Raw genomic sequence first — 21,062 nt, 5'->3', positions numbered from 1 at the left:
CACGGTTTGAGGCAACGCTACCCAGCAAGTTGCGACGCTTCTCCCCCTTGCCCGGTTGCTACGGTCGATCGTTACCGAGTTGATACTGGCCGGTACGGGGACGTTCTCACCTTGCGACAGCAGGGAAACACGCGCGAAACGTCCCCTGGCCTGCTCCGGCGTCCGTCCCGCGTCTCACGATGCGGCAGACGGTCAGGCGCGCGTCCTCCGTCTCGACGGACGCACCGCACCCGGCCGGGCGTCGGGCCGTCCGAGGTCGGCGCGGTCACGAGGCTCGCGACCGGTCGGCGACCTCCGAGCAGACGAGGAAGCCCACCGTCGCCACGGCGCCGTGGACGAGGTCCGGGCAGGCGCGGCTCGTCGCCTCTCTGGGTCTCGGCTCGACCGGTAGGCCGGCCGCCTCAACCCTGCCGATTCGCCGCGACCGCGCGACGCACGAGCTGGCGAAGCTGGTCGTCGTCGATCTCCGAGTCCTCGAAGAGATCGATCGCCCGGATCGTGGCGCCGTCCAGCCGTGCGTTGAAGAGGCCCGCCGGGTCGTCCACCCGGGCACCCGCGGGAAAGGTCAGCCGCACGGCTCTCTTCAGGAGGTCCGCCATGCAGACGTTTCCCTGGCAGACCCACGTGGGGACGCCCTCCGGTCTCGAGGGCTTCCGCCACTTGATCTCCTCCACGATCTCCGGGTCCGCGCTGAGGACGACGCGACGGACTCGGGCGAGCGTCTCCGCCCGCCACCCGCCGGCGACGGCGACGATCGCGTCGATCTCTGTCCCTGCGGACGTCTCGTCAGGGCTCACGTGTCCGGGGTCTCCCACAAGTGCCATGGTCGTGCCTCTCGTGCGTCGGGGGCGGCTCGTCTGCTCGGGTCGGTACCCGCTCAGCTCCAGGAGCCACCGGCGAGCTGACGCGTCGTCGCGTTGAGCCTGTTGAAGAGGTTGGTCGTCGCGACGTAGAGGACCAGGGCGGCCAGCTGGCGCTCGTCGAAGAAGCTCGCCGCCTCGTCCCACACCTCGTCGGGGACGGCGTCCGGTCGATCGGCGAGCCGGGTGACGCTCTCTGCCAGCGCCAGCGCGGCGCGCTCCTCGTCCGTGAAGTACGGCGTCTCGCGCCAGGCGACCACCGCGTGCAGACGCTCGTCGCTCTCGCCCGCCTGCTTCGCGGATCTCACGCCCGAGTCCACGCAGGAGCTGCAGCCGTTGATCTGGCTGGTCCGTAGGTGCACGAGCTCGAGCGTCGAGTGCGCCAGGTCCGTCTGCCGGGCTGCCTTCATCAGCGCGAAGATCGCACCCGAGGCGCCCTCGAGGAGCATCGCCGGGTTCGACATCCGAGGCGTCGCGACGGGGGTCGTGGAAGTCATCTCAGTTCTCCTTGCCGTGGTGGCTGCTCGGTACGTCTCGAGCCTCGCAGGCCACCCGACCCCGAACAACGACCGGTCGAGCAACGTCCCTTGCGCCACGGGTTAACGATCGGCAGGACGACGCCAGCTGCGCGGGCGGACCTCGTGGCACGGCCGTCCACGAGACCCGACGCCGTCGTCGTCGATCCGACCGGCGTTCCGCCCGGATCGATACTCTCGGCGCGTGCACGACTACTACAGCCCGGAGCTGACGGAGGAGCAGAAGGCGGCCCTCGACCGCGAGAACGTGACCGTCCTGGCCGCCGTCCAGGCCGCCCTGGGCAACATCTCGCCCGACGTCCGCGCGCTGTTCGTGGACGCCAGGACCAACCCGACCGTCCTCCACTTCGTCGTGGCCGACGGTCGGGCCGAGGCCTGCCAGGAAGACATCGACGACACGGTCGCCGAGTTCCAGGCCCAGACCTGGGGCGGTCCCGGGCTGGATGCCGTCGCTCGGGTGCACGTCGAGGAAGCACCCCGGGACTGGAACCGCCTCGGCTGGCGGCCGGTCTACTGGGCGGCCGGCTGGAGCGCCTGGCGCCGGTAGCGCACGACGAGCCGGGTCAGCCAGGTCAGCCGGGTCACACGTTGAAGCGGAACTCCACGACGTCGCCGTCGGCCATGACGTAGTCCTTGCCCTCGACGCGCGCCTTGCCCGCGGCGCGCGCGGCGGCGACGGACCCCGTCGCGACGAGGTCCTCGAAGGAGACGACCTCGGCCTTGATGAAGCCGCGCTCGAAGTCGGTGTGGATGACCCCTGCGGCCTGCGGCGCGGTCCAGCCCTTGCGGATGGTCCAGGCGCGCGCCTCCTTGGGACCCGCTGTGAGGTAGGTCTGGAGCCCGAGGGTGTCGAACCCGACGCGCGCGAGCTGGTCCAGCCCGGCCTCGTCCTGCCCCGACTCGGAGAGCATCTCCTTCGCCTCGTCCGGCTCGAGCTCGACGAGCTCGGACTCGAACTTCGCGTCGAGGAAGATCGCCTGGGCCGGTGCGACCAGCGCGCGCAGGCGGTCCTGCAGGTCGTCGTCCACGAGGCCGGCGTCGTCGGTGTTGAACACGTAGATGAAGGGCTTGGCCGTGAGGAGCTGGAGGCTCGCGACGTCGGCGAGGTCGAGCCCGGCGGCGGCGGCGCCCTGGAAGAGCGTCGTCCCGGCCTCGAGGATCGCCTGCGCCTTCTGGGCGGCGTCGAGGAGGGCGGCGTCGCCCTTCTTGATCTTCACCTCCTTCTCGAGGCGAGGGACCGTCTTCTCGAGCGTCTGGAGGTCCGCGAGGATCAGCTCGGTGCTGATGGTCTCGATGTCGCCCTCGGCGTCCGTCGAACCCTCGACGCGGACGACGTCCGGGTCGGCGAACGCCCGCGTCACCTGGCAGATCGCGTCGGCCTCGCGGATGTTCGCGAGGAACTTGTTGCCGAGCCCCTCCCCCTCGCTGGCGCCCTTGACGATCCCGGCGATGTCGACGAACGACACGGTCGCGGGCAGGACGCGCTGGCTGCCGAAGATCTCGGCGAGCTTGTCGAGCCGCGGGTCGGGGAGCGAGACGACGCCGACGTTCGGGTCGATCGTCGCGAACGGGTAGTTCGCGGCGAGGACCTGGTTGCGCGTCAGGGCGTTGAACAGGGTGGACTTGCCGACGTTGGGCAGGCCGACGATGCCGATAGTGAGTGCCACGTCGCCCGAGTCTACGGGCCGGGGCCGCGGTGCGCGGACCCGGCCCGGAGCTCAGGCCGCGGACATCACCTTCTGGAGCAGCTCGGGCGCGCGCCGGTCGTACGCGCGGGCGCCCCAGCGGACGCCGAGGAGCAGGACGACCACCCCGACGGCGACCCCGACGACGAGCGTCACCCAGCCCACGACCGGCAGGTCGGCCAGGATCGCGACGAGCCCCGGCACGAGGAACGGGAGCGACAGCGCGAGGACGAGCAGCATCGCGACCGACTGCGCGACGAGCGTCGCCATCGCGGCGCCCTGCGGCTGCTTGAAGGGGCTGTCGCCGGGCTTGGGCACGGGGTACAGCAGCCGCGCCGACGTCGCGCTCGAGACGCCGGTCGCGACCAGGAGCGTGCCGACGGTCAGGCCGAGCAGCGCCGGCAGCGTGTCCCACCGTCCCGCCACGGCGACCGAGACCACCGCGAACAGGAGCGACACGGCGCCCCCGGCGACGAGCACCGGGAGGGCGCGGCCCCACCGGTCCGCACGCCCGGAGACCCCCGTCGACACGTGCAGCGCGAACGCCGTGTGGTCGTACGCGATGTCGGCCGAGATCGAGAAGCCGAGGATCCACGCGGTGAACGGGGCGAGGGCGAGGAAGATCTCGGACCCTGACCCCCCGCCCACCACGAGCAGCACGACCGGGATGAGCGGGACGACGGCGATGGACCCCGAGTAGCGGGGGTCGCGGAGCCAGTAGGTCGCGGTGCGCGCCGCGACGGCCCCGGTCGGCGTCGCAGGGAACCGGGAGAAGAAGCCCAGCCCCTTGGCCCGACCCCCGGAGCCCGCCGCGGGCGGCGTCACGAGTGCGCGGGCGAGCGCCTTGTCCCACACGACCCACGCCAGCGCGAGCGTGGCCAGCACGACGACGAGCCGCGCGAGCGCGAGGCCCCACGCGCCGTCGTGCACCGCGGCACCCAGGCCCCACGGGGCGCCGAACGGGGTCCAGGCCGCGATCTCGGCGAGGCGCGTCACCATGCCCCGCACCGCGTCCCCGTCGACCGGGCCCTCACCGAGCTGCGAGCCGACCCAGGCGAAGGCCGGGCCGACGAGGACGAGCGGCACGAAGGCGGCGATCGTCACGACCTCGCGGTAGCGGCGCGACTCGAGCAGCGGGGCCAGGGCCGTCGTCGTCGCCCGGGAGCCGACGACGCACAGCGCCACCGCGAGGACCGCGCCGACGAGCGCGGCGAGCACCGCGAGCGGCGTGCGCCACCAGGCGAAGGAGACACCGAGCGCGGCGAGGGTCGTGACGATCCCGGGGATCGACACGACGCCCGCGACGGCGAGCCCGGCGAGGAGCCGGCGCTGCGGGATGCCGAACAGGACGAAGCGCTGGGGGTCGAGGGTCGCGTCGACCCCGAACGCGAAGAGCGGGATCACCCACCACCCGAGCACGGCGAGCGCCCCGACGAGGATCATGATCGACCCCGCGAGCGCCGGGTCGTCCGTGCCGAGCACGACCATCCCGACGACGAGCATCCCGACGACGAAGAGCCCGTAGAGCGCCCCGACGAGGAACCCGATGGTCTGCCACACGCTCCGCCGGAACGTGTTGCCCATGAGGGTGAGCTTGAGCCTTACGAACTGCGCAACCACGCCAGGCCCTCCGTGCTCTGCCGGCCACCGACGAGTTCGACGAACCGGTCCTCCAGGCTCTGGTCGCCGCGCACCGCGTCGACCGTGCCGGCCGCGAGCACGTGCCCGCCCGCGACGACGGCGACGTGGTCGCACATGCGCTGCACCAGGTCCATGACGTGCGACGACACGACGACCGTCCCGCCGCTCGCCACGTAGCCCGCGAGGATGTCGCGGATGTTGGCGGCCGAGACCGGGTCGACGGCCTCGAACGGCTCGTCGAGGACGAGCGTCCGCGGCGCGTGGATGAGCGCGGTCGCGAGCGCGATCTTCTTGGTCATGCCCGCGGAGTAGTCCACGACGAACGTCGTGGCGTCCTTCGCGAGGTCGAGCGCCGCGAGCAGCTCGGCGGTGCGCTCGGCCACGGTGTCCCGGTCCATGCCGCGCAGGAGACCCGCGTAGGTCACGAGCTGCGCGCCGGTGAGCCGGTCGAACAGTCGGACGCCGTCGGGCAGCACGCCGAGCTGTCGCTTGCCCGCGGTGGGGTCGGTCCAGAGGTCGGTGCCGTGCACGTGCGCGGAGCCCGCGTCGGGGCGCAGCAGCCCGGTCGCCATGGACAGGGTCGTCGTCTTGCCCGCGCCGTTGGGCCCCACGAGCCCGTAGAACGAGCCCGCCGGCACGTCCAGGTCGATGCCGGCGACGGCGATCTTCTCGCCGAACCGCTTCCACAGCCCGCGCAGCGAGAGCGCGGCGGCGGGGTCGGGCGGCGTCGGGAGGCCGGGCGGGGTGCCGGGGAGCGGCTCTGGTGCGGCGCCGTGCGCCAGGCCCGGCGCGGGGGCGGGCGCGCCGGCCGGCGCGACGGGCGGTACGGGGGTGGGATCGACCATGCGGCCAACGTAGCGGAGCCCTCGGACCTCCGCCGGTGCCTTTCGTCACGACCTGTCCACCAGGGCGCGCGCGACGTGTCGGGCGTCGTCGTGTCGGTCCCCCGTGGGAGGGTGCCGCCATGGACACCTCGGGATGGTTGCTCTTCGCGGTCGGCCTCGTGCTGGGGCTCGTCGGCGGTGCCGCGCTCGTCCTCACCGTGCGGCGCGCGTCGCCCGACGCCGCCGCGGCAGAGGTCCGTCGGCTCACCCAGCTCCTGGGGCAGGCGCAGCAGGAGGCGGCGCGCGGCGCGGGGCTTGCGGAGCGGCTGGAAGCCGAGCGCGAGGGCTTCGTGCGCCAGCTCGGCGCGGCCCAGCGCAGCGCCGACGAGCGCCTCGACCTCGCGCGCGCGACGCACGAGCAGCAGCTCGCCGAGCTGCGGGCGGCGGCCGAGCGCCGCGTCGAGGAGGTCCAGGGTGACCACCGCCGGCTCGAGGCGCAGTTCGAGGCGCTCTCGCGCAAGGTGCTGGCGGCGGGGACGGAGCAGTTCCTGGTCCAGGCGGAGGAGCGGCTGCGCCGCAGCCAGGAGCAGGGCGCGGCCGAGCTGGAGCGCCGCGAGGAGGCCGTGCGGCACCTCGTGGAGCCGCTCGCGGGCGCGCTCGAGAAGGTGCGTGCCGAGGTCGCCGAGGCCGAGCGCGCGCGGCTCGCGGCGCAAGGCAGCCTCGCCGAGCAGGTGCGCGGGGTCCGCGACGCGTCGGAGCTGCTGCGGGTCGAGACGTCGCAGCTCGTCACCGCGCTGCGGTCGTCGCAGGTGCGCGGGGCGTGGGGCGAGCTCCAGCTCCGCCGCGTGGTCGAGGCGGCCGGGATGCTCCCCCACGTCGACTTCGTGGAGCAGGACCAGGTCACGACCGACGACGGCGCGCTGCGCCCCGACATGGTGGTCCGCCTGGCCGGGGGCAAGCAGGTCGTCGTCGACGCCAAGGTCGCGTTCCTCGGCTACCTCGACGCGCAGGGCGCGACCGACCCCGCGGTGCGCGCCGACCGGCTCGCCGCGCACGCGCGCCACATGCGCAAGCACGTCGACGACCTCGGCGCCAAGCGGTACTGGGACCAGTTCGGCCCGGCCCCCGAGTTCGTCGTCATGTTCGTCCCGGCGGAGTCGTTCCTCTCCGCCGCCGTCGAGCAGGACCCGTCGCTCCTCGAGCACGCCGTCACGAAGAACGTCGTCATCGCGACGCCCATGACCATGGTCGCGATGCTACGGACCATCGCGTACGCGTGGCGGCAGGACGCCCTGGCCACGAACGCGCAGCAGGTGCTCACGCTCGGCAAGGAGCTGCACGGCCGCCTCGCGGTCATGGGCTCCCACCTGGCCAAGCTCGGGCGCCAGCTCCAGAGCGCCGCGGACTCCTACAACCGGACAGTCGGATCGCTCGAGACGCGCGTGCTCGTCAGCGCGCGCCGGTTCGCCGACCTGCACGTCGTGGACGACGACCTCACGACGCCGCCGACGGTGAACCCGCAGCTCAGCGCCGTGAGCGCGCCCGAGCTGCTCGCGTCCGTCAACGAGTCCGTGGTCGCCATCGACGAGCGCCCCGAGGACCGCGAGGAGTCCCGTCGGGAGCCGTCGGCCGGCGGGGCGAGCGCGTGACCGCCCGCCCGGAGCCGGCGGCTGCGGCCGACTCCGGCGCGGCCGTCAGACGGGCTGGACGGAGAGCGAGGTGCGGCCCCCGCGTGCCGGACGACCGCCGTCGGACCCGGACGACTTGAGGTCCGCGCGCAGCTCGCGCGGCAGCGAGAACATGAGGTCCTCCGTCGCGGTGCGCACCTCCTCGACCTCGCCGAACCCCCGCTCCGCGAGGTAGGCGAGCACGTCGTCCACGAGGATCTCGGGCACCGACGCGCCCGACGTCACCCCGACGGTCGTCGCGCCGTCGAGCCAAGCCGGGTCGATCTCCTTCGCCCGGTCGACGCGGTACGACGCCCCGGCACCCGCCTGGAGCGCGACCTCGACGAGGCGCACCGAGTTCGACGAGTTCGCCGAGCCGACGACGATGACGACGTCCGCCGCGGGCGCGAGCTTCTTCACCGCGACCTGGCGGTTCTGCGTCGCGTAGCAGATGTCGTCGCTCGGCGGGTCCTGGAGCGTCGGGAACTTCTCGCGCAGCCGGCGGACGGTCTCCATGGTCTCGTCGACCGAGAGCGTGGTCTGCGAGATCCACACGACCTTGTCGGGGTCGCGGACCACGACGTCGTCGACGTGGTCGGGCGAGTCGACGACCTGGACGTGGTCGGGCGCCTCGCCGGCCGTGCCCTCGACCTCCTCGTGCCCCGTGTGACCGATGAGGAGGATGTCGTAGTCGTCCTTGGCGAAGCGGACGGCCTCCTTGTGCACCTTGGTCACGAGCGGGCACGTGGCGTCGATCGTGTCGAGGTTGCGCGCCGCGGCGGCGGCCTTGACCGCGGGCGAGACGCCGTGCGCCGAGAACACGACGCGTGCGCCCTCCGGCACCTCGTCGGTCTCGTCGACGAAGACCGCGCCGCGCTCGCTCAGCGTCTCGACGACGAACTTGTTGTGCACGATCTCCTTGCGCACGTACACCGGCGCACCGTAGTGCTCGAGCGCCTTCTCGACCGCGACGACGGCCCTGTCCACGCCCGCGCAATAGCCACGCGGCGCGGCCAGCAGGACGCGCTTGCGGGGTGCCGCGTTCTGCGGGGCCGCCTCGGACGGGACGGCGGGGCGGTCGGACGGGTGCGCGGACGAGCCGGCGGGGAGGTCGCTCACGCCACCGAGTCTAGGCGAGCGCCCGCGCGCCGACCCCGGTGAGGCCCGTCACCACCGGCCGCGACCGCGCCCCAGCCGCCCTCCTCACAGCACCGACGCCGGTGCTCCACCGTCCCTCCGCGACTCGCTCGCACGAGGGGCACGGGCGCCGGACCGGGAGACGGATCTCACCCCGGCGGGACGGCGCTCCGGGTCGCCGGACGTCCGACGTCCCCGGAGGATCGAGTGATGGCCGACGACCTCGACCCGACCGAACCCCAGACCCCTGACGCGTCCGACCAGCGTGCGTCCGGGGAACCCGTCGACCCCGCCGAGCCGACGCGACGACGGCGCCGCGTGTGGCCCTGGCTCGTGCCCACGGTCGCCGTCGTGGTGGCGGGGACGCTCGTCCTCGCGGCGTCGCTGGAGCACGACCGGTGGGTCGCGTCGGTCGAGGAGCACCACACCGAGGTCGAGCAGACGGAGCGCGACACCGTGACCGCCCGCGCCGAGGCGGAGGCGGCCTACCTCCCCCGCCTCGCGACGCTCGCCGTGGCGGAGCTGGTCGGTGGCGCCGTGCTGGCGCAGAGCGAGGGGCAGGTCGAGGACCCCGCCGTGCGCGACCCGCTGGCGGCGGCGCTGCCGGAGGCCGCGACGCTCGTCGGGGCGCCCGTCGAGTACCCGGTCGAGGACCGCACGGTCGACGCGCTCACGCGCCCGAACCCGTTCTTCCCTCGCTCCCTGCCGGAGCGCCGGTTCGAGGTCGTCACGGGGTCTGTGCCGTCGCCCGAGGCGCTCGACGACGCGACGGCCGCAGTCGTCGGGGCGACGCAGGACGTCGCGACGGCGTGGCAGCAGTGGGCGTACGACGGGCTCGAGGACGCCGTCGCGGAGGGCCGCCCGGTGCTCACCGAGTCGGCGGGGCTCGTCTCCGACGAGGCGCACCGCACGTCGCTCGACGCCGCGCTCGCCGCCGCGGGCCCCACGCTCGACGCCGACGTGGGCGGTGCTCCCGTCGCCGAGACCGTGGCGCAGCGGGACGCCGTGCTCGACGCCACCGAGGCGGTGTGGAGCGACCGGCTGGCGCTGACGCTCCAGCAGCGTCGGGAGCTGGGGCGGGCGCAGGGGGTGGACTGCACGGTCGACCGGTGCGTCGCGCTGACGTTCGACGACGGGCCGGGCGCGGACACCGAGCGCCTGCTGAAGACGCTCGCCGAGAAGCACGTCACCGCGACGTTCTTCCTCGTCGGGACCAACGTCGAGAAGCGCCCGGACGTGGTGCGGGACACGGCCGCCGCGGGCCACCTCCTCGCGAACCACACGTGGGACCACCCGCAGCTCACGACGCTCGACGACGACGAGGTGCGCGCCGAGCTCGAGCGCACGCAGGAGGCGATCACGACGGCCTCCGGCGAGACACCCACGTTCCTCCGGCCCCCGTACGGCGACGTCAACGACCGCGTCCGGTCCGTCGCGACGCGCACGGGGCTCCAGGTGATCCTGTGGAACCTCGACACGCTCGACTGGAAGACCAAGGACGCCGCGGAGACCCGACGGCGCGCCGTCGAGGGTGCCCGGCCGGGCAGCGTCGTCCTCATGCACGACATCCACGCCACGACGGTCGACGCCGTGCCCGGCATCATCGACGACCTGCGCGCCCAGGGGTACGTGCTCGTGACGGTCGACCTGCTCGCCCCGTGAGCGGCCGCCCGACCATGGCGACGCCCGCTCCGAGCGGTGGGCGCGCCGGGTGGGCGTGGGTGGGGTGCGGCAGGCTGGTCCCGTGACCGCCTCGCTCCCGCTGCCCGACGACGTCCCGCGGCCGGGCACGCCGTCCGCGCGGTCCCCCCGTCCCGGGGACCGCGGCCCGCTGCCGGCGCGCGCGCTCGAGACGAGCGCGGACCATCCCTGGCCCGTGCGGCTCCTCGCCCGCAAGATCGAGCAGTACGTCGACCGGATGGCGCCCGTGTGGGTCGAGGGGCAGGTCGTGCAGCTCAACCGCCGTCCGGGCACGTCGACCGCGTTCCTCACGCTGCGCGACACCGACCTCGACATGTCCCTGCCCGTCTCCGCGGCCACGCGCGTGCTCGACGGCACGCCGCTGGCGGAGGGCGCGCACGTCGTCGTGCACGCCAAGCCGGTGTTCTGGACGCGGCGCGGCACCCTCCAGCTCCAGGCGCGCGAGATCCGGCCGGTGGGCGTGGGCGACCTGCTCGCGCGCATCGAGCACCTCAAGCGCGTGCTCGCGGCCGAGGGGCTGTTCGACGCCGACCGCAAGCGGCCGCTGCCCTTCCTGCCGAAGGTCGTCGGGCTGGTGTGCGGACGGGAGTCCAAGGCCGAGCACGACGTGGTGGTCAACGCACGCGCCCGCTGGCCCCAGGTCCGGTTCGAGATCCGTGAGGTCGCGGTCCAGGGCGCACACGCGGTCCAGCAGGTGGGTGACGCGATCCGCGCGCTCGACGCCGACCCGGACGTCGAGGTGATCGTCGTCGCGCGTGGCGGTGGCGCGGTGGAGGACCTCCTGCCCTTCTCGAACGAGGCCCTCGTCCGGGTCGCGGCAGCGTGCCGCACCCCGCTCGTGAGCGCGATCGGGCACGAGACGGACAGCCCGCTCCTCGACCTCGTGGCGGACTACCGCGCCTCGACCCCGACGGCCGCGGCGAAGCGGGTCGTCCCGGACGTCGCGGAGGAACGGGCCCGGGTGGCGCAGGGCCGTCACCGGCTGCGGGCGGCGGTCGCGGCGCGCGTGGCACGGGAACAGGCCCTGCTCGACGGCCTCCGGTCCCGCCCGGTCCTGGCCGCGCCCGGCACGATGCTCGCCGACCACGCCGAGCGCGTGGCCGCGCTGCGCGACCGCGCGCGGCGCGCTCTCGACACGCGGCTCGTGCGCGCCTCGGGTGAGGTGGGCCGGTTGGAGGCCCAGGTCCGTGCCCTGTCGCCGGCGTCGACGCTCGAGCGGGGGTACGCCGTCGTGCAGCGGACGGACGGCCACGTGGTCCGCTCCCCCGACGACGTGGCGGCGGGTGACGTGGTCCACGTGCGGCTCGCGCAGGGTGCGCTCGACGCGGCGGTCACTGCCACGCACGACGACGGGCCCGCACCCGACGCTTCCCGGGGCGCGCCGTGAGGCGCGTCCCGCACCCCGAGGTGTCCGGCTCCCGGACGCCCGGTCCGACCACGATGCACAGATGGGGTTGAATACTGCCGTGACTTCCTTTGACAACGCTGTCACGCCCGACGTCGCGACGCTGTCCTACGAGCAGGCGCGTGACGAGCTCGTGCAGGTCGTCGCGCGGCTCGAGGCCGGCGGCGAGCCGCTCGAGGCGTCGCTCGCGCTCTGGGAGCGCGGCGAGGCGCTGGCCGCACGCTGCCAGGAGTGGCTCGACGGCGCGCGTGCCCGGCTCGACGCGGCACGCGCCCCGCAGGCGCACGACGAGCACGACGAGCACGACGAGACCCCCGACGACACCACCGGAGACGACCGATGAGCACCTCCCCCGCCGCCCCCTCGACCGACGGCGCCCTTGCGCAGGGCGAGCACGTGCTCGTCGTCGGAGAGGCGCTGATCGACGTCGTGCACCGCGCCGACGGCAGCGTCGACGAGCACCCCGGCGGCAGCCTCGCCAACGTCGCCCTCACCCTCGGGCGGCTCGGCCGCGACGCGCGCCTGGCCACGTGGCTCGGCACGGACGAGCGCGGCGACGCGATCCGGGCCTGGCTCGACGACTCCGCCGTGACCCTCGCCCCCGGCAGCACCGACGCCGACCGGACCAGCGTCGCCACCGCCCACCTCGACGCCCAGGGGGCCGCGACCTACGAGTTCGACCTGGAGTGGCGCGTCCCCGCCGGCACCGCCCCGGGCGCCGGGACGCTCGCCGTGCACACCGGCTCGATCGCCGCCGTCCTCGAGCCCGGCGCGTCCGACGTCCGCGCCCTGGTCGCCGCCGCGCGCGACACCGCCACGATCACCTACGACCCCAACGCCCGCCCCGCCCTCATGGGCGACCCCGCCGACGCCCTCGCCCGGATCGAGGCGCTCGTCGCGCTCGCCGACGTCGTCAAGGTCAGCGACGAGGACGTCGCGTGGCTCGTGCCCGGAGCGGACCCGGTCGCCGTCGCCCGCCGGTGGCTCGCGCTCGGTCCCGCGCTCGTCGTCGTGACGTTCGGCGGCGAGGGGGCCGTCGCCGTCACCGCCGCCGGGGAGCAGCGCGTCGCCGCGCCGCGCGTGGACGTCGTGGACACCGTCGGCGCGGGCGACTCGTTCATGGGCGCGCTCGTCGACGGGCTCTGGGAAGCGGGCCTCCTCGGCGCGGACCACCGCGACGCGCTGCGCGCGATCGACGCCGCCACGCTCACCGGCCTGCTCGAACGCTGCGCGGCCGTCGCCGCCGTCACCGTCTCCCGCGCCGGCGCCAACCCGCCCCGCCGCGCCGAGCTCGCGTCCGCCTGATCGGCAGGCCGGCGCGCCTCGGGGGACGCACGGAAGCCGCCCGGGAGAGTCGCCCGGGCGGCGCCCGGCGCCCTCAGACCTGGGCGTCCTGCTTCTGCGCGCGCTCCAGCGACCGCCGGCGGTCCTCGGTGTTCTCCTCCTCGATGCGGTCGGCCTCGGCGTCGTCGCGCGTGAGGTTCTCGCTCGTCTCGGGATCGAAGATCATCATCTTCGTCGGGTCGAACCACAGCTCCGTGGTGTCGCCGTCGCGCACGCGCGACGCGGAGTCCAGGGCGACGACGAACTGGCTGCGCAGGCCCTCGCCGTCGAGCTCGCGGTCCAGCTCCTCGAGCTGGCCCTTCACGGACTCGTGCATGTCGAACGGCACGTAGGCGTAGAGCTCCGCCCCGAGCCACTCGGTGACGTCGATCTGGATCTCGAACGTGTGGCCGCGGTCCTTCTTGGACGGGTCCACGAGCCGCGCGTCCTCGAAGTGCTCGGGCCGCAGTCCCACGATGACGAGGCTCCGGTCGCCCACGACCGCCGCGACGTTCTCTGGCATGTCGAACTCGCCGAACGGCAGCGTGATCCGCCCGCCCGACACCTCGCCCGGCAGGAAGTTCATGGGCGGCGTGCCGATGAACCCCGCGACGAACAGGTTGACGGGCTGCTCGTAGAGCCCGCGCGGGCTCGCGACCTGCTGGAGCACGCCGCGGCGCAGCACGGCGACGCGGTCGCCGAGCGTCATGGCCTCGGTCTGGTCGTGCGTGACGTAGACGGTCGTCGTGCCGAGCCGCCGCTGGAGGCGCGCGATCTCGGTGCGGGTCTGCCCGCGCAGCTTGGCGTCGAGGTTCGAGAGCGGCTCGTCGAAGAGGAACGCCTTCGCGTCGCGCACGATCGCGCGTCCCATCGCGACGCGCTGGCGCTGGCCGCCGGAGAGGTTCGCGGGCTTGCGGTCCAGGTGCTCGCGCAGGTCGAGCATGTCTGCCGCACGCTCGACCTTCCCACGGATCTCCTCCTCGCTGTGCTTGCCCTTGGCGAGGCGCAGCGGGAACGCGATGTTCTCGGCCACCGTGAGGTGCGGGTAGAGCGCGTAGTTCTGGAAGACCATCGCGAGGTCGCGCTCGCGCGGCGCCTTCTCGTTGACGCGCGCGCCGTCGATGTCGAGCTCGCCGGACGTGATGTCCTCGAGTCCGACGATCATGCGCAGGACCGTCGACTTCCCGGAGCCGGACGGTCCGACGAGGATGACGAACTCGCCGTCGGCGATGTCGAGGTTCACGCGGTCCACGGCGAGGAACCCGTCGCCGTAGCGCTTGACGATGTCCTTGAGGGTGATCGACGCCATCAGCTCTCTCCTCGGGTTCGACGTGCGGCACGGTGCCCGACGGCACGGGCGGGCCGCGGCGGTGCCGCGGCGGGCTGCGGGGCGGTGGGCGGGGCGGTGCGGCTCATCCCTTCACCGCCCCCTGGGTCAGGCCGGAGACGATCTGGCGCTGGAACAGCACGACGAGCACGACGACCGGGATCGTCACGACGACGGCCGCCGCGGAGATCGCGCCGGTCGGCTCCTCGAAGTACGACGCGCCGGTGAAGAACGCGAGCGCCGCCGGGACCGGACGGGCCGCGCTCGTCGACGTGAGCGAGATACCGTAGACGAAGTCGTTCCACGCGATGAAGAACGCGATGAGCGCCGTCGTGAAGACGCCGGGCGCCGCGAGCGGGACGATCGCCTTGCGGAACGCCTGCCAGGGGGTCGCGCCGTCGACCTGCGCGGCCTGCTCCAGCTCCCACGGGATCTGCCGGAAGAACGCGGCGAGCGTCCAGATGGAGATCGGGAGCGTGAGCGACAGGTACGGGATGATGAGGCCGAGCCACGTGTCGTACAGACCGATGTTGCGCCACAGGTTGAACAGCGGCGTGACGATCGAGACGACCGGGAAGATCGAGACGCCGAGCGCCGTCGTGAGGATGAGGCGCTTGCCCGGGAAGTTCAGGCGCGCGATCGCGTACGCGCACAGCGTCGCGAGCACGACGGCGATGACGGTCGCGATGAGCGAGATGCCGATCGAGTTGCGCAGCGCGGAGAGGAACAGCTCCTGCGCCGACCCGCCCGAGGCGAGGATCTGCTCGTAGTTGTCGGTGCTCCACTGCGGCGGCAGGAACGTCCCGGAGTTGATGTCGCTGGGCCCCTTGAAGCTCGTCATGAAGATCGACAGCACGGGGAACAGCGCCCCGACGAGGACGACGACCGTGATGACGGCCCACCAGATCTTGGCCCGGGTGCTGAGGACGCTGCCCATCACTTCTCCCCCCTCGCGCCGGCGAGATCCACCTTGAAGAGCTTGATCGCGATGAAGCAGATGAGCACCACGCACAGGAACAGCAGCACGGAGATCGCCGAGCCCATGCCGATCTGGAGCTGGCCGATCGAGGTGCGGTACGCGAGCAGGGACAGCACCTCGGTGCCGTTGGCGCCGTTCGTCATGATGAAGACGTTGTCGAAGATGCGGAACGCGTCGAGCGCGCGGAACAGGACGGCGACCATGATGGCGGCCTTCATGTTCGGCACGATCACGCGCGTGAACCGCTGCCACGCGGTCGCGCCGTCGACCTTGGCGGCCTCCTCGAGGTCGCCCGGCACCTGCGCGAGGCCGGCGAGCAGCAGGAGCGAGATGAACGGCGTCGTCTTCCACACCTCGGACATGATGATGACGAACAGGCTCGTGCCCTGCTGCGCGAACCAGTTGAGGTCGGGTCCGATGCCGGGCACCCAGTCGAACCAGTGGTTGACGTACCCGGACGTGATGTCGAACGCGTAGAACCACGCGAACGCCGAGACGACGGTGATGATGCCGTACGGCACGAGGATGGCCGTGCGCAGGAGCCCGCGCAGGCGCTTGATCGCGCGGTGCATGACGAGGGCGAGCGCGAACCCGAGGACGAGCTCGATGAGCACGGTGACGACCGTGATGAAGAGCGTGACGCCGAGGTCGCGCCACCACACCGAGTCCGTGAGGATCACGACGTAGTTGTTCAGACCGACGAACGCGCGGTCGTCCGGGGCGGTGAGCTTGTAGTTGAAGAGCGAGTCGTAGACCGCCTGGAGGATCGGGTACAGCGTCACGGCGAGCATGACGACGAATGCCGGCCCGGCGAGGTACCACCCGAGGCGCGCCTCGGCGCGGGCCCGGTCGCTGCGCGCGGCCTTCGCGGCGGCGTCGGGCGCGCCGCGGGACCCGCCGCGCGACTCGCCGCGGGACACAGCGTCGCGGCGGCTCGGCGACCCCTCGGTGGTCGACGGCGTGGAGGCGTGCCGGCCGCGGGGTGCGGGCTCGGCGGGAGGTCCGGCGTTCACAGGAGTCGCTCCCCTCGCAGGACGGCGGTGATGAACTCGGTGGACTGCTGCGGCGTCGTGTCGGGGCCGACGGACGCCGGTGGGTACCACGTCTGCTGGAGGCCCGTGGAGATCTCGTTGTAGTACGGCGTCTGCGGCCGCGGGGCGGCCTGGTCGAGCGAGTCGCGGATGACGTCGTACATGGGGAAGGCCTCCTGGACGTCGGGGTCGTCGTAGGCCTTGATGCTCGCGGCCGGGTTCCCGTTGGTCACGAAGTACTCGGCCTGGTTCTCCGGGCTGACGATGCACTGCGCCGCCTCGTACGCGAGGTCGGTGTGCTTGCCGAACGCGCCGATGCCGAGCGAGATGCCGCCGTAGGGCGGACGGGCGTCCTCGTCCTCGGTGGTCTGCGGGTAGAGGGCCCAGCCGATGTCGTCGAGCAGGGACTGGTCGAGCGACCCCGCGTCGACCGCGCCCTGGGTGGAGGACCAGACGAACGGCCAGTTGACCATGAACGACCCGCGGTCACCCTGGAACTTCGTCAGGGAGGCCGGCTCGTCCTCGCTCGGCAGCCCCGGGCCGCCGACCCCCGACGTCCCGATCTCGCCGATGATGGTCGCGGCCGCCTTGCCCGCGTCGGTGTCGAGGCCGAGCTCGACCTCGTCGGCCGGCGCCTCCGGGTTCTCGAGGATGTGCCCGCCCGCGCCCTCGACGAGCGCGTTGATCCACACGGTCAGCGACTCGGCCTTGGCGCCCTGGACCGCGAGGAGCTTGTCCTGGTCCTGGGCCGCCTGCATGATCTGGTCCCACGTGACGGGCTGCGACATGTCGAGCCCCGCGGCCTCGGCGACCGACTTGCGGTACCAGAGGAGCTGGGTGTTGGCCCAGAACGGGATGGCGACCAGCTCGTCCTTCCACGTCGACGCGTCGATCGCGCCCTGGACGACGTCCTGCGTCGTCGCGTCGGCGACGTCGCCGGGCACCGGGGCGAGGAAGTCGGCCTCCGCGAACTCGGCGATGAACACCGGGTCGAGGCTCATGATGTCGATCGACGAGTCCTTCGCCGCGAGGCGGCGGGCGAGCTGCTCGCGCTGCGACGCGGCGTCGCGGGGCAGGAGCTCGGTCTGGATCCGGTACGCGCCCCCGGCGGCCTCCGTGCAGGAGGCGGCGATGTCGGCCTGGCCGCCGTTGTCCGGGTTGATGTACCACGTGAGCACCGGCGTCCCGTCGTCGCCCGGGCCGCACGCGGCGAGCGGCGCCACGAGCCCCACGGCGACCAGGACGGCGAGCGCTCGGGTGCGTCGACGCACGTCAGCTCCCCTCGGTCGCGGCTTCCCCGTCTCCGGGGTGTCACCCTTCATGGATACCGCCCCCCGGCCCGGCCCGCCATGCGAACGGGCACCTCGGGCACGCCCCGACCTGCGCGATGATGGGGGCCATGACCTCTCCCGCCCCCGCACAGCCGGTCCGTTCGCTCACCCCTGCCGAGGCGTGGGCGACGCTGCGAGCCGGCAACGACCGCTTCGTCGCCGACGCCCCGCTGCACCCCTCGCAGGGCGCGGACCGCCGACGCGAGACCTCGGCCTCGCAGCACCCGCACACCGTGCTGTTCGGGTGCTCGGACTCGCGCGTCGCGGCGGAGATCATCTTCGACCAGGGCCTCGGCGACATGTTCGTCGTGCGCACCGCGGGCCACGTCGTCGACACCACGGTGCTCGGCTCGATCGAGTACGGGGTGGACATCCTCTCCGCGCCGCTCGTCGTGGTGCTGGGGCACGACTCGTGCGGCGCCGTGGGCGCCGCGGTGGAGACGCTCACGACCGGCGCCCAGGCGGACGGGTTCGTCCGGGCCGTCGTCGACCGCGTCATCCCGTCGATCGCGAAGATCACGGGCGCCGGCAACGGCTCGCTCGAGAACCTCGACCCCGCGGTGCTGCGCCGCGAGCACGTGCGCAACACGGTCGACATGCTCCACTCGTACTCCGCCGGCCTCGCGGCCGCGGTCGCGGAGGGGCGCTGCGCGATCGTCGGCGTCGAGTACGACTTCGCCGAGGGCCGCGCCCATCTGGTCGACGTCGTCGGCGACGTCGGCGAGGCACCTCTCGCCGACGCCTGAGGCCGCGACGACGACGCGCGACCGGCCCGCCCCGCAGCCCGCGTGACCTCCGTCACGCGGGTTGCGGGTGCCCGCGGGCGGTGCGGCAGGATGGCCCCATGACTGCATCTCCCGAGGCTTCCGGCGCCGCCGCCGGCGAGGCCGTACCGACGACCGAGTACCGCATCGAGCACGACACCATGGGTGAGGTGCGCGTCCCCGCGCAGGCCCTCTACCGCGCGCAGACGCAGCGCGCCGTGGAGAACTTCCCGATCTCCGGCACGCCGCTCGAGCGCGGCCACATCGAGGCCCTCGCGCGCGTGAAGAAGGCCGCGGCCCGGGCGAACGCCGAGCTCGGCGTGCTCGACGAGGACGTCGCCGCCGCCATCGTCGCCGCGGCCGACGAGGTCGCGTCGGGCGCGCACGACGCGCACTTCCCGGTGGACGTCTACCAGACCGGGTCCGGGACGTCGTCGAACATGAACACCAACGAGGTCCTCGCGACGCTCGCCACGCGCTCGCTCGGGCGCGACGTACACCCGAACGACCACGTCAACGCCTCGCAGTCCTCCAACGACGTGTTCCCCACGTCGGTGCACGTCGCCGCGACCGCCGGGGTCGTGCGCGACCTCGTGCCCGCGCTGGGCCACCTCGCCGAGGCGCTCGAGGCCAAGTCGGCGGAGTTCGCGACCGTCGTGAAGTCGGGCCGCACGCACCTCATGGACGCCACGCCCGTGACGCTCGGGCAGGAGTTCGGCGGGTACGCCGCCGCGATCCGGTACGGCGTCGAGCGCCTCGAGGCGGCGCTCCCCCGCGCGGCCGAGGTCCCGCTCGGTGGCACCGCCGTCGGCACGGGCATCAACACGCCCGCCGGGTTCCCGCAGCGCGTCATCGCGCTGCTCGTCGAGGACACGGGCCTGCCGCTCACCGAGGCGCGCGACCACTTCGAGGCGCAGTCCTCGCGCGACGGCCTCGTCGAGCTCTCGGGCGCGCTGCGCACGATCGCCGTCTCGCTCACCAAGATCTGCAACGACCTGCGCTGGATGGGCTCGGGCCCGAACACGGGCCTCGGCGAGATCTTCATCCCGGACCTGCAGCCGGGCAGCTCGATCATGCCGGGCAAGGTGAACCCGGTGGTCCCCGAGGCCGTGCTCATGGTCGCCGCGCGCGTGATCGGCAACGACGCGACCGTGGCGTGGGCGGGCGCGTCGGGCTCCTTCGAGCTCAACGTCCAGATCCCCGTCATCGCGCAGGGCGTGCTCGAGTCGATCCGCCTCCTGGCGAACGCGTCGCGCGTGCTGGCCGACAAGACCGTCGCGGGGATCACCGCGAACGTCGACCGGGCGCTCGCGCTCGCCGAGTCCTCGCCGTCGATCGTCACGCCGCTCAACCGCGTGATCGGCTACGAGGCGGCGGCGAAGGTCGCGAAGCACTCCGTCAAGGAGGGCCTCACCGTCCGCCAGGCCGTGCTCGACCTCGGCTTCGTCGAGCGCGGCGAGGTCACCGAGGCGCAGCTCGACGAGGCGCTCGACGTGCTGTCGATGACGCGCCCGCCGCAGGCCTGATCCACCGGACCGATCGGGTCCGCCCGGCTCTCGGCGTCTGCGGTGTCTGGGCGGTCGGTCAGTAGTCGACCGGGTCGAGGCGGCGCAGGACGACGCCGAGCAGCCGCGCGAGCTCGGCGCGCTCGGCGTCGTCGAGGTCCGCGAGCGCAGCCCGCTCCCGGTCGAGCTGCTGGGGGAAGACCTCGTCGACGAGCGCGACGCCGTCCCCCGTGAGGGCGACGAGGACGCCGCGGCGGTCCCGCTCGGCGACGGTCCGCTCGACGAGCCCGGCGCGTTCGAGCCGGTCGAGGCGCTTGGTGATCGACGCACCGGGGGCGCCGGTCATCGTGGTGACCTCGCCCGCCCGCAGCGGCCGCCCCGCGCGCCGCAAGGCGGCGAGCACGTCGAACTCCGCGCGCGACACGTCGTGGCGGGCGGCCGAGCGTTCGAGCGCGCCCTCGAGGAGACCGGCGGCACGGCGCAGCCGCGCCCCGACGGCGGAGGTCGAGGTGTCGAGGTCCGGCCGCTGCTCGGCCCACTCCGCTCGCACGCGGTCCACGTAGTCCACCGACCCAGGATAGGGCGGACCTCACAGTGTTTCACTAGTGAAACATCCTCGAATCACCGGTACGGTGGACCGGTCATGCCGCTCCTCTCCTCGATCCCCTTGCCCGCGCCGCCCGCCCTCGCACCCGTGCGTGCCGCCGCCCAGGACGTCCTCGACCCCGCCCACCTGCGCGACGCGCTGCGCGTGAGCCCTGCCGACGCGACCCTCGCCGCCGCGCTGCGGTGCGGCGCGGCGGTCGCCCTCGCGATCGCCGTCCCGGGCCTGCTCGGCCGCCCCGACCTCGCGGCGTTCGCGTCGCTCGGCGCGCTCACGTCGCTCTACGGCCGGTACGACCCCTACCGCCGCCGCGCTGCCCTCCTCGCCACCGTCGGCGCGCTCATGTCCGGCACGATCGCGGCGTTCACCCTCCTCGCCGTCGCCGGCGTGCCCACGCTCGTGACGACGGCGGCCGTCGCGCTGCTCGCCGCGGGCGCGACGGCCTTCTGCCTCCTCGTCCGGACCGGTCCGCCGGGCGCGACGATCGTCGTCTTCGCCGCGGGAGCCGGGCTCGCGGGCTCACCCGCGCTCGCCGACCTCGGCCCGCGCGTGCTCGCCGCCGCGTCCGGCGCGCTCCTCGCGTGGCTCGTCTGCATGTCCGGCGCGCTCGTGCGCCCGACGGCACCCGCGCGCCTCGCCGTCCGGCGCGCCGCCGACGCCGTCGCAGCGGTCGTGCGCGAGGCGGAGACGCTCCCCGCGGTCGTGCCCGAGGCACGCGCGGCGCGCGCCGCCGTCGCCCGGG

General features: G+C 73.6%; 20 protein-coding genes and 1 pseudogene. 9 read left to right on the top strand and 12 right to left on the bottom strand.

Features of this window, described 5'->3' with window-relative positions; all coding sequences use genetic code 11:
- Positions 1-265: 265 nt before the first annotated feature.
- The 3 genes from ACFWH7_RS13755 to ACFWH7_RS13745 form a co-directional block, all read right to left on the bottom strand.
- Positions 266-415 (bottom strand): DUF6357 family protein, encoded by a 150-nt coding sequence (locus tag ACFWH7_RS13755; RefSeq protein ID WP_378217081.1) that lies wholly within the window; start codon positions 413-415, stop codon positions 266-268.
- Positions 402-797, bottom strand: a complete 396-nt coding sequence (locus ACFWH7_RS13750) for a DUF1801 domain-containing protein (protein WP_378217073.1) — start codon at positions 795-797, stop codon at positions 402-404. The genes ACFWH7_RS13755 and ACFWH7_RS13750 overlap by 14 nt, the downstream gene beginning before the upstream one ends.
- 80 nt (positions 798-877) lie before the next feature.
- Positions 878-1,357: a carboxymuconolactone decarboxylase family protein gene (locus ACFWH7_RS13745; protein ID WP_375809771.1), complete on the bottom strand. Its 480-nt coding sequence runs from the start codon at positions 1,355-1,357 to the stop codon at positions 878-880.
- A 223-nt stretch (positions 1,358-1,580) separates the two neighbouring features.
- Between ACFWH7_RS13745 and ACFWH7_RS13740 the strand changes: the two genes are divergently transcribed.
- Positions 1,581-1,943 carry a hypothetical protein gene (locus ACFWH7_RS13740; RefSeq protein WP_378217072.1) on the top strand — a complete coding sequence of 121 codons (363 nt, stop codon included), beginning with the start codon at positions 1,581-1,583 and terminating at the stop codon, positions 1,941-1,943.
- Positions 1,944-1,977: 34 nt separating this feature from the next.
- On the opposite strand, the gene ychF is transcribed toward ACFWH7_RS13740, so the two are convergent.
- From ychF to ACFWH7_RS13725, 3 genes are read right to left on the bottom strand one after another with little or no spacing between them, the layout of a single operon-like run.
- Entirely contained in the window at positions 1,978-3,063 is a 1,086-nt protein-coding gene (gene ychF / locus ACFWH7_RS13735; protein WP_378217071.1) for a redox-regulated ATPase YchF, read from the bottom strand.
- Positions 3,064-3,114: 51 nt separating this feature from the next.
- Positions 3,115-4,701 carry a hypothetical protein gene (locus ACFWH7_RS13730; RefSeq protein ID WP_378217069.1) on the bottom strand — a complete coding sequence of 529 codons (1,587 nt, stop codon included), beginning with the start codon at positions 4,699-4,701 and terminating at the stop codon, positions 3,115-3,117.
- On the bottom strand, positions 4,683-5,567 hold the full coding sequence (locus ACFWH7_RS13725; RefSeq protein ID WP_378217068.1) for an ABC transporter ATP-binding protein: 885 nt from the start codon (positions 5,565-5,567) through the stop codon (positions 4,683-4,685). The genes ACFWH7_RS13730 and ACFWH7_RS13725 overlap by 19 nt, the downstream gene beginning before the upstream one ends.
- Positions 5,568-5,686: 119 nt before the next feature.
- On the opposite strand from ACFWH7_RS13725, the gene ACFWH7_RS13720 reads away from it, so the two are divergent.
- Positions 5,687-7,195 carry a DNA recombination protein RmuC gene (locus ACFWH7_RS13720; protein ID WP_378217067.1) on the top strand — a complete coding sequence of 503 codons (1,509 nt, stop codon included), beginning with the start codon at positions 5,687-5,689 and terminating at the stop codon, positions 7,193-7,195.
- Between the two features lie 45 nt (positions 7,196-7,240).
- Here the strand turns inward: ACFWH7_RS13720 and ACFWH7_RS13715 are convergent, their stop codons facing one another.
- Positions 7,241-8,332, bottom strand: coding sequence for a 4-hydroxy-3-methylbut-2-enyl diphosphate reductase (locus tag ACFWH7_RS13715; RefSeq protein ID WP_378217066.1), 1,092 nt, complete (start codon positions 8,330-8,332; stop codon positions 7,241-7,243).
- A 228-nt stretch (positions 8,333-8,560) separates the two neighbouring features.
- On the opposite strand from ACFWH7_RS13715, the gene ACFWH7_RS13710 reads away from it, so the two are divergent.
- From ACFWH7_RS13710 to ACFWH7_RS13695, 4 genes are all read left to right on the top strand, one after another.
- Positions 8,561-10,012, top strand: coding sequence for a polysaccharide deacetylase family protein (locus tag ACFWH7_RS13710; protein ID WP_378217065.1), 1,452 nt, complete (start codon positions 8,561-8,563; stop codon positions 10,010-10,012).
- Positions 10,013-10,094: 82 nt separating this feature from the next.
- Complete coding sequence (gene xseA / locus ACFWH7_RS13705; RefSeq protein WP_378217064.1) at positions 10,095-11,438, top strand: exodeoxyribonuclease VII large subunit; 1,344 nt, start codon at positions 10,095-10,097, stop codon at positions 11,436-11,438.
- Between the two features lie 61 nt (positions 11,439-11,499).
- The gene (locus ACFWH7_RS13700) at positions 11,500-11,799 is read left to right on the top strand and encodes an exodeoxyribonuclease VII small subunit (RefSeq protein ID WP_378217063.1); all 300 of its coding nucleotides are present in this window, start codon (positions 11,500-11,502) and stop codon (positions 11,797-11,799) included.
- Entirely contained in the window at positions 11,796-12,761 is a 966-nt protein-coding gene (locus ACFWH7_RS13695; RefSeq protein WP_378217061.1) for a carbohydrate kinase family protein, read from the top strand. Before ACFWH7_RS13700 ends, ACFWH7_RS13695 begins: the two co-directional genes overlap by 4 nt.
- Positions 12,762-12,834: 73 nt before the next feature.
- On the opposite strand, the gene ACFWH7_RS13690 is transcribed toward ACFWH7_RS13695, so the two are convergent.
- The 4 genes from ACFWH7_RS13690 to ACFWH7_RS13675 all read right to left on the bottom strand — a co-directional run bounded on the left by ACFWH7_RS13690 (position 12,835) and on the right by ACFWH7_RS13675 (position 17,387).
- Complete coding sequence (locus ACFWH7_RS13690) at positions 12,835-14,088, bottom strand: ABC transporter ATP-binding protein (RefSeq protein WP_378217060.1); 1,254 nt, start codon at positions 14,086-14,088, stop codon at positions 12,835-12,837.
- A gap of 103 nt (positions 14,089-14,191) precedes the next feature.
- Complete coding sequence (locus ACFWH7_RS13685) at positions 14,192-15,043, bottom strand: carbohydrate ABC transporter permease (protein WP_087471521.1); 852 nt, start codon at positions 15,041-15,043, stop codon at positions 14,192-14,194.
- Positions 15,043-16,005 (bottom strand): carbohydrate ABC transporter permease, encoded by a 963-nt coding sequence (locus ACFWH7_RS13680; protein WP_378217080.1) that lies wholly within the window; start codon positions 16,003-16,005, stop codon positions 15,043-15,045. Before ACFWH7_RS13680 ends, ACFWH7_RS13685 begins: the two co-directional genes overlap by 1 nt.
- Positions 16,006-16,094: 89 nt before the next feature.
- Positions 16,095-17,387: a sugar ABC transporter substrate-binding protein gene (locus ACFWH7_RS13675; RefSeq protein WP_378217059.1), complete on the bottom strand. Its 1,293-nt coding sequence runs from the start codon at positions 17,385-17,387 to the stop codon at positions 16,095-16,097.
- A gap of 128 nt (positions 17,388-17,515) precedes the next feature.
- On the opposite strand from ACFWH7_RS13675, the gene ACFWH7_RS13670 reads away from it, so the two are divergent.
- Together ACFWH7_RS13670 and ACFWH7_RS13665 are read left to right on the top strand one after the other, a co-directional pair.
- Complete coding sequence (locus ACFWH7_RS13670; RefSeq protein WP_277512461.1) at positions 17,516-18,193, top strand: carbonic anhydrase; 678 nt, start codon at positions 17,516-17,518, stop codon at positions 18,191-18,193.
- A gap of 98 nt (positions 18,194-18,291) precedes the next feature.
- Positions 18,292-19,737, top strand: coding sequence for a class II fumarate hydratase (locus tag ACFWH7_RS13665; RefSeq protein WP_378217058.1), 1,446 nt, complete (start codon positions 18,292-18,294; stop codon positions 19,735-19,737).
- A 58-nt stretch (positions 19,738-19,795) separates the two neighbouring features.
- Here the strand turns inward: ACFWH7_RS13665 and ACFWH7_RS13660 are convergent, their stop codons facing one another.
- Entirely contained in the window at positions 19,796-20,284 is a 489-nt protein-coding gene (locus ACFWH7_RS13660; protein ID WP_378217057.1) for a MarR family winged helix-turn-helix transcriptional regulator, read from the bottom strand.
- A 75-nt stretch (positions 20,285-20,359) separates the two neighbouring features.
- On the opposite strand from ACFWH7_RS13660, the pseudogene ACFWH7_RS13655 reads away from it, so the two are divergent.
- A pseudogene (locus ACFWH7_RS13655) lies at positions 20,360-21,062 on the top strand (hypothetical protein); the annotation flags it as partial.

The sequence above is a fragment of the Cellulosimicrobium cellulans genome, assembly GCF_042723955.1.
Classification (GTDB): Bacteria; Actinomycetota; Actinomycetes; order Actinomycetales; family Cellulomonadaceae; genus Cellulosimicrobium; species Cellulosimicrobium cellulans_H.
The sequence above is the reverse complement of the archived record's forward strand: the minus strand, read 5'-3'. Positions and strand labels throughout refer to the sequence as shown.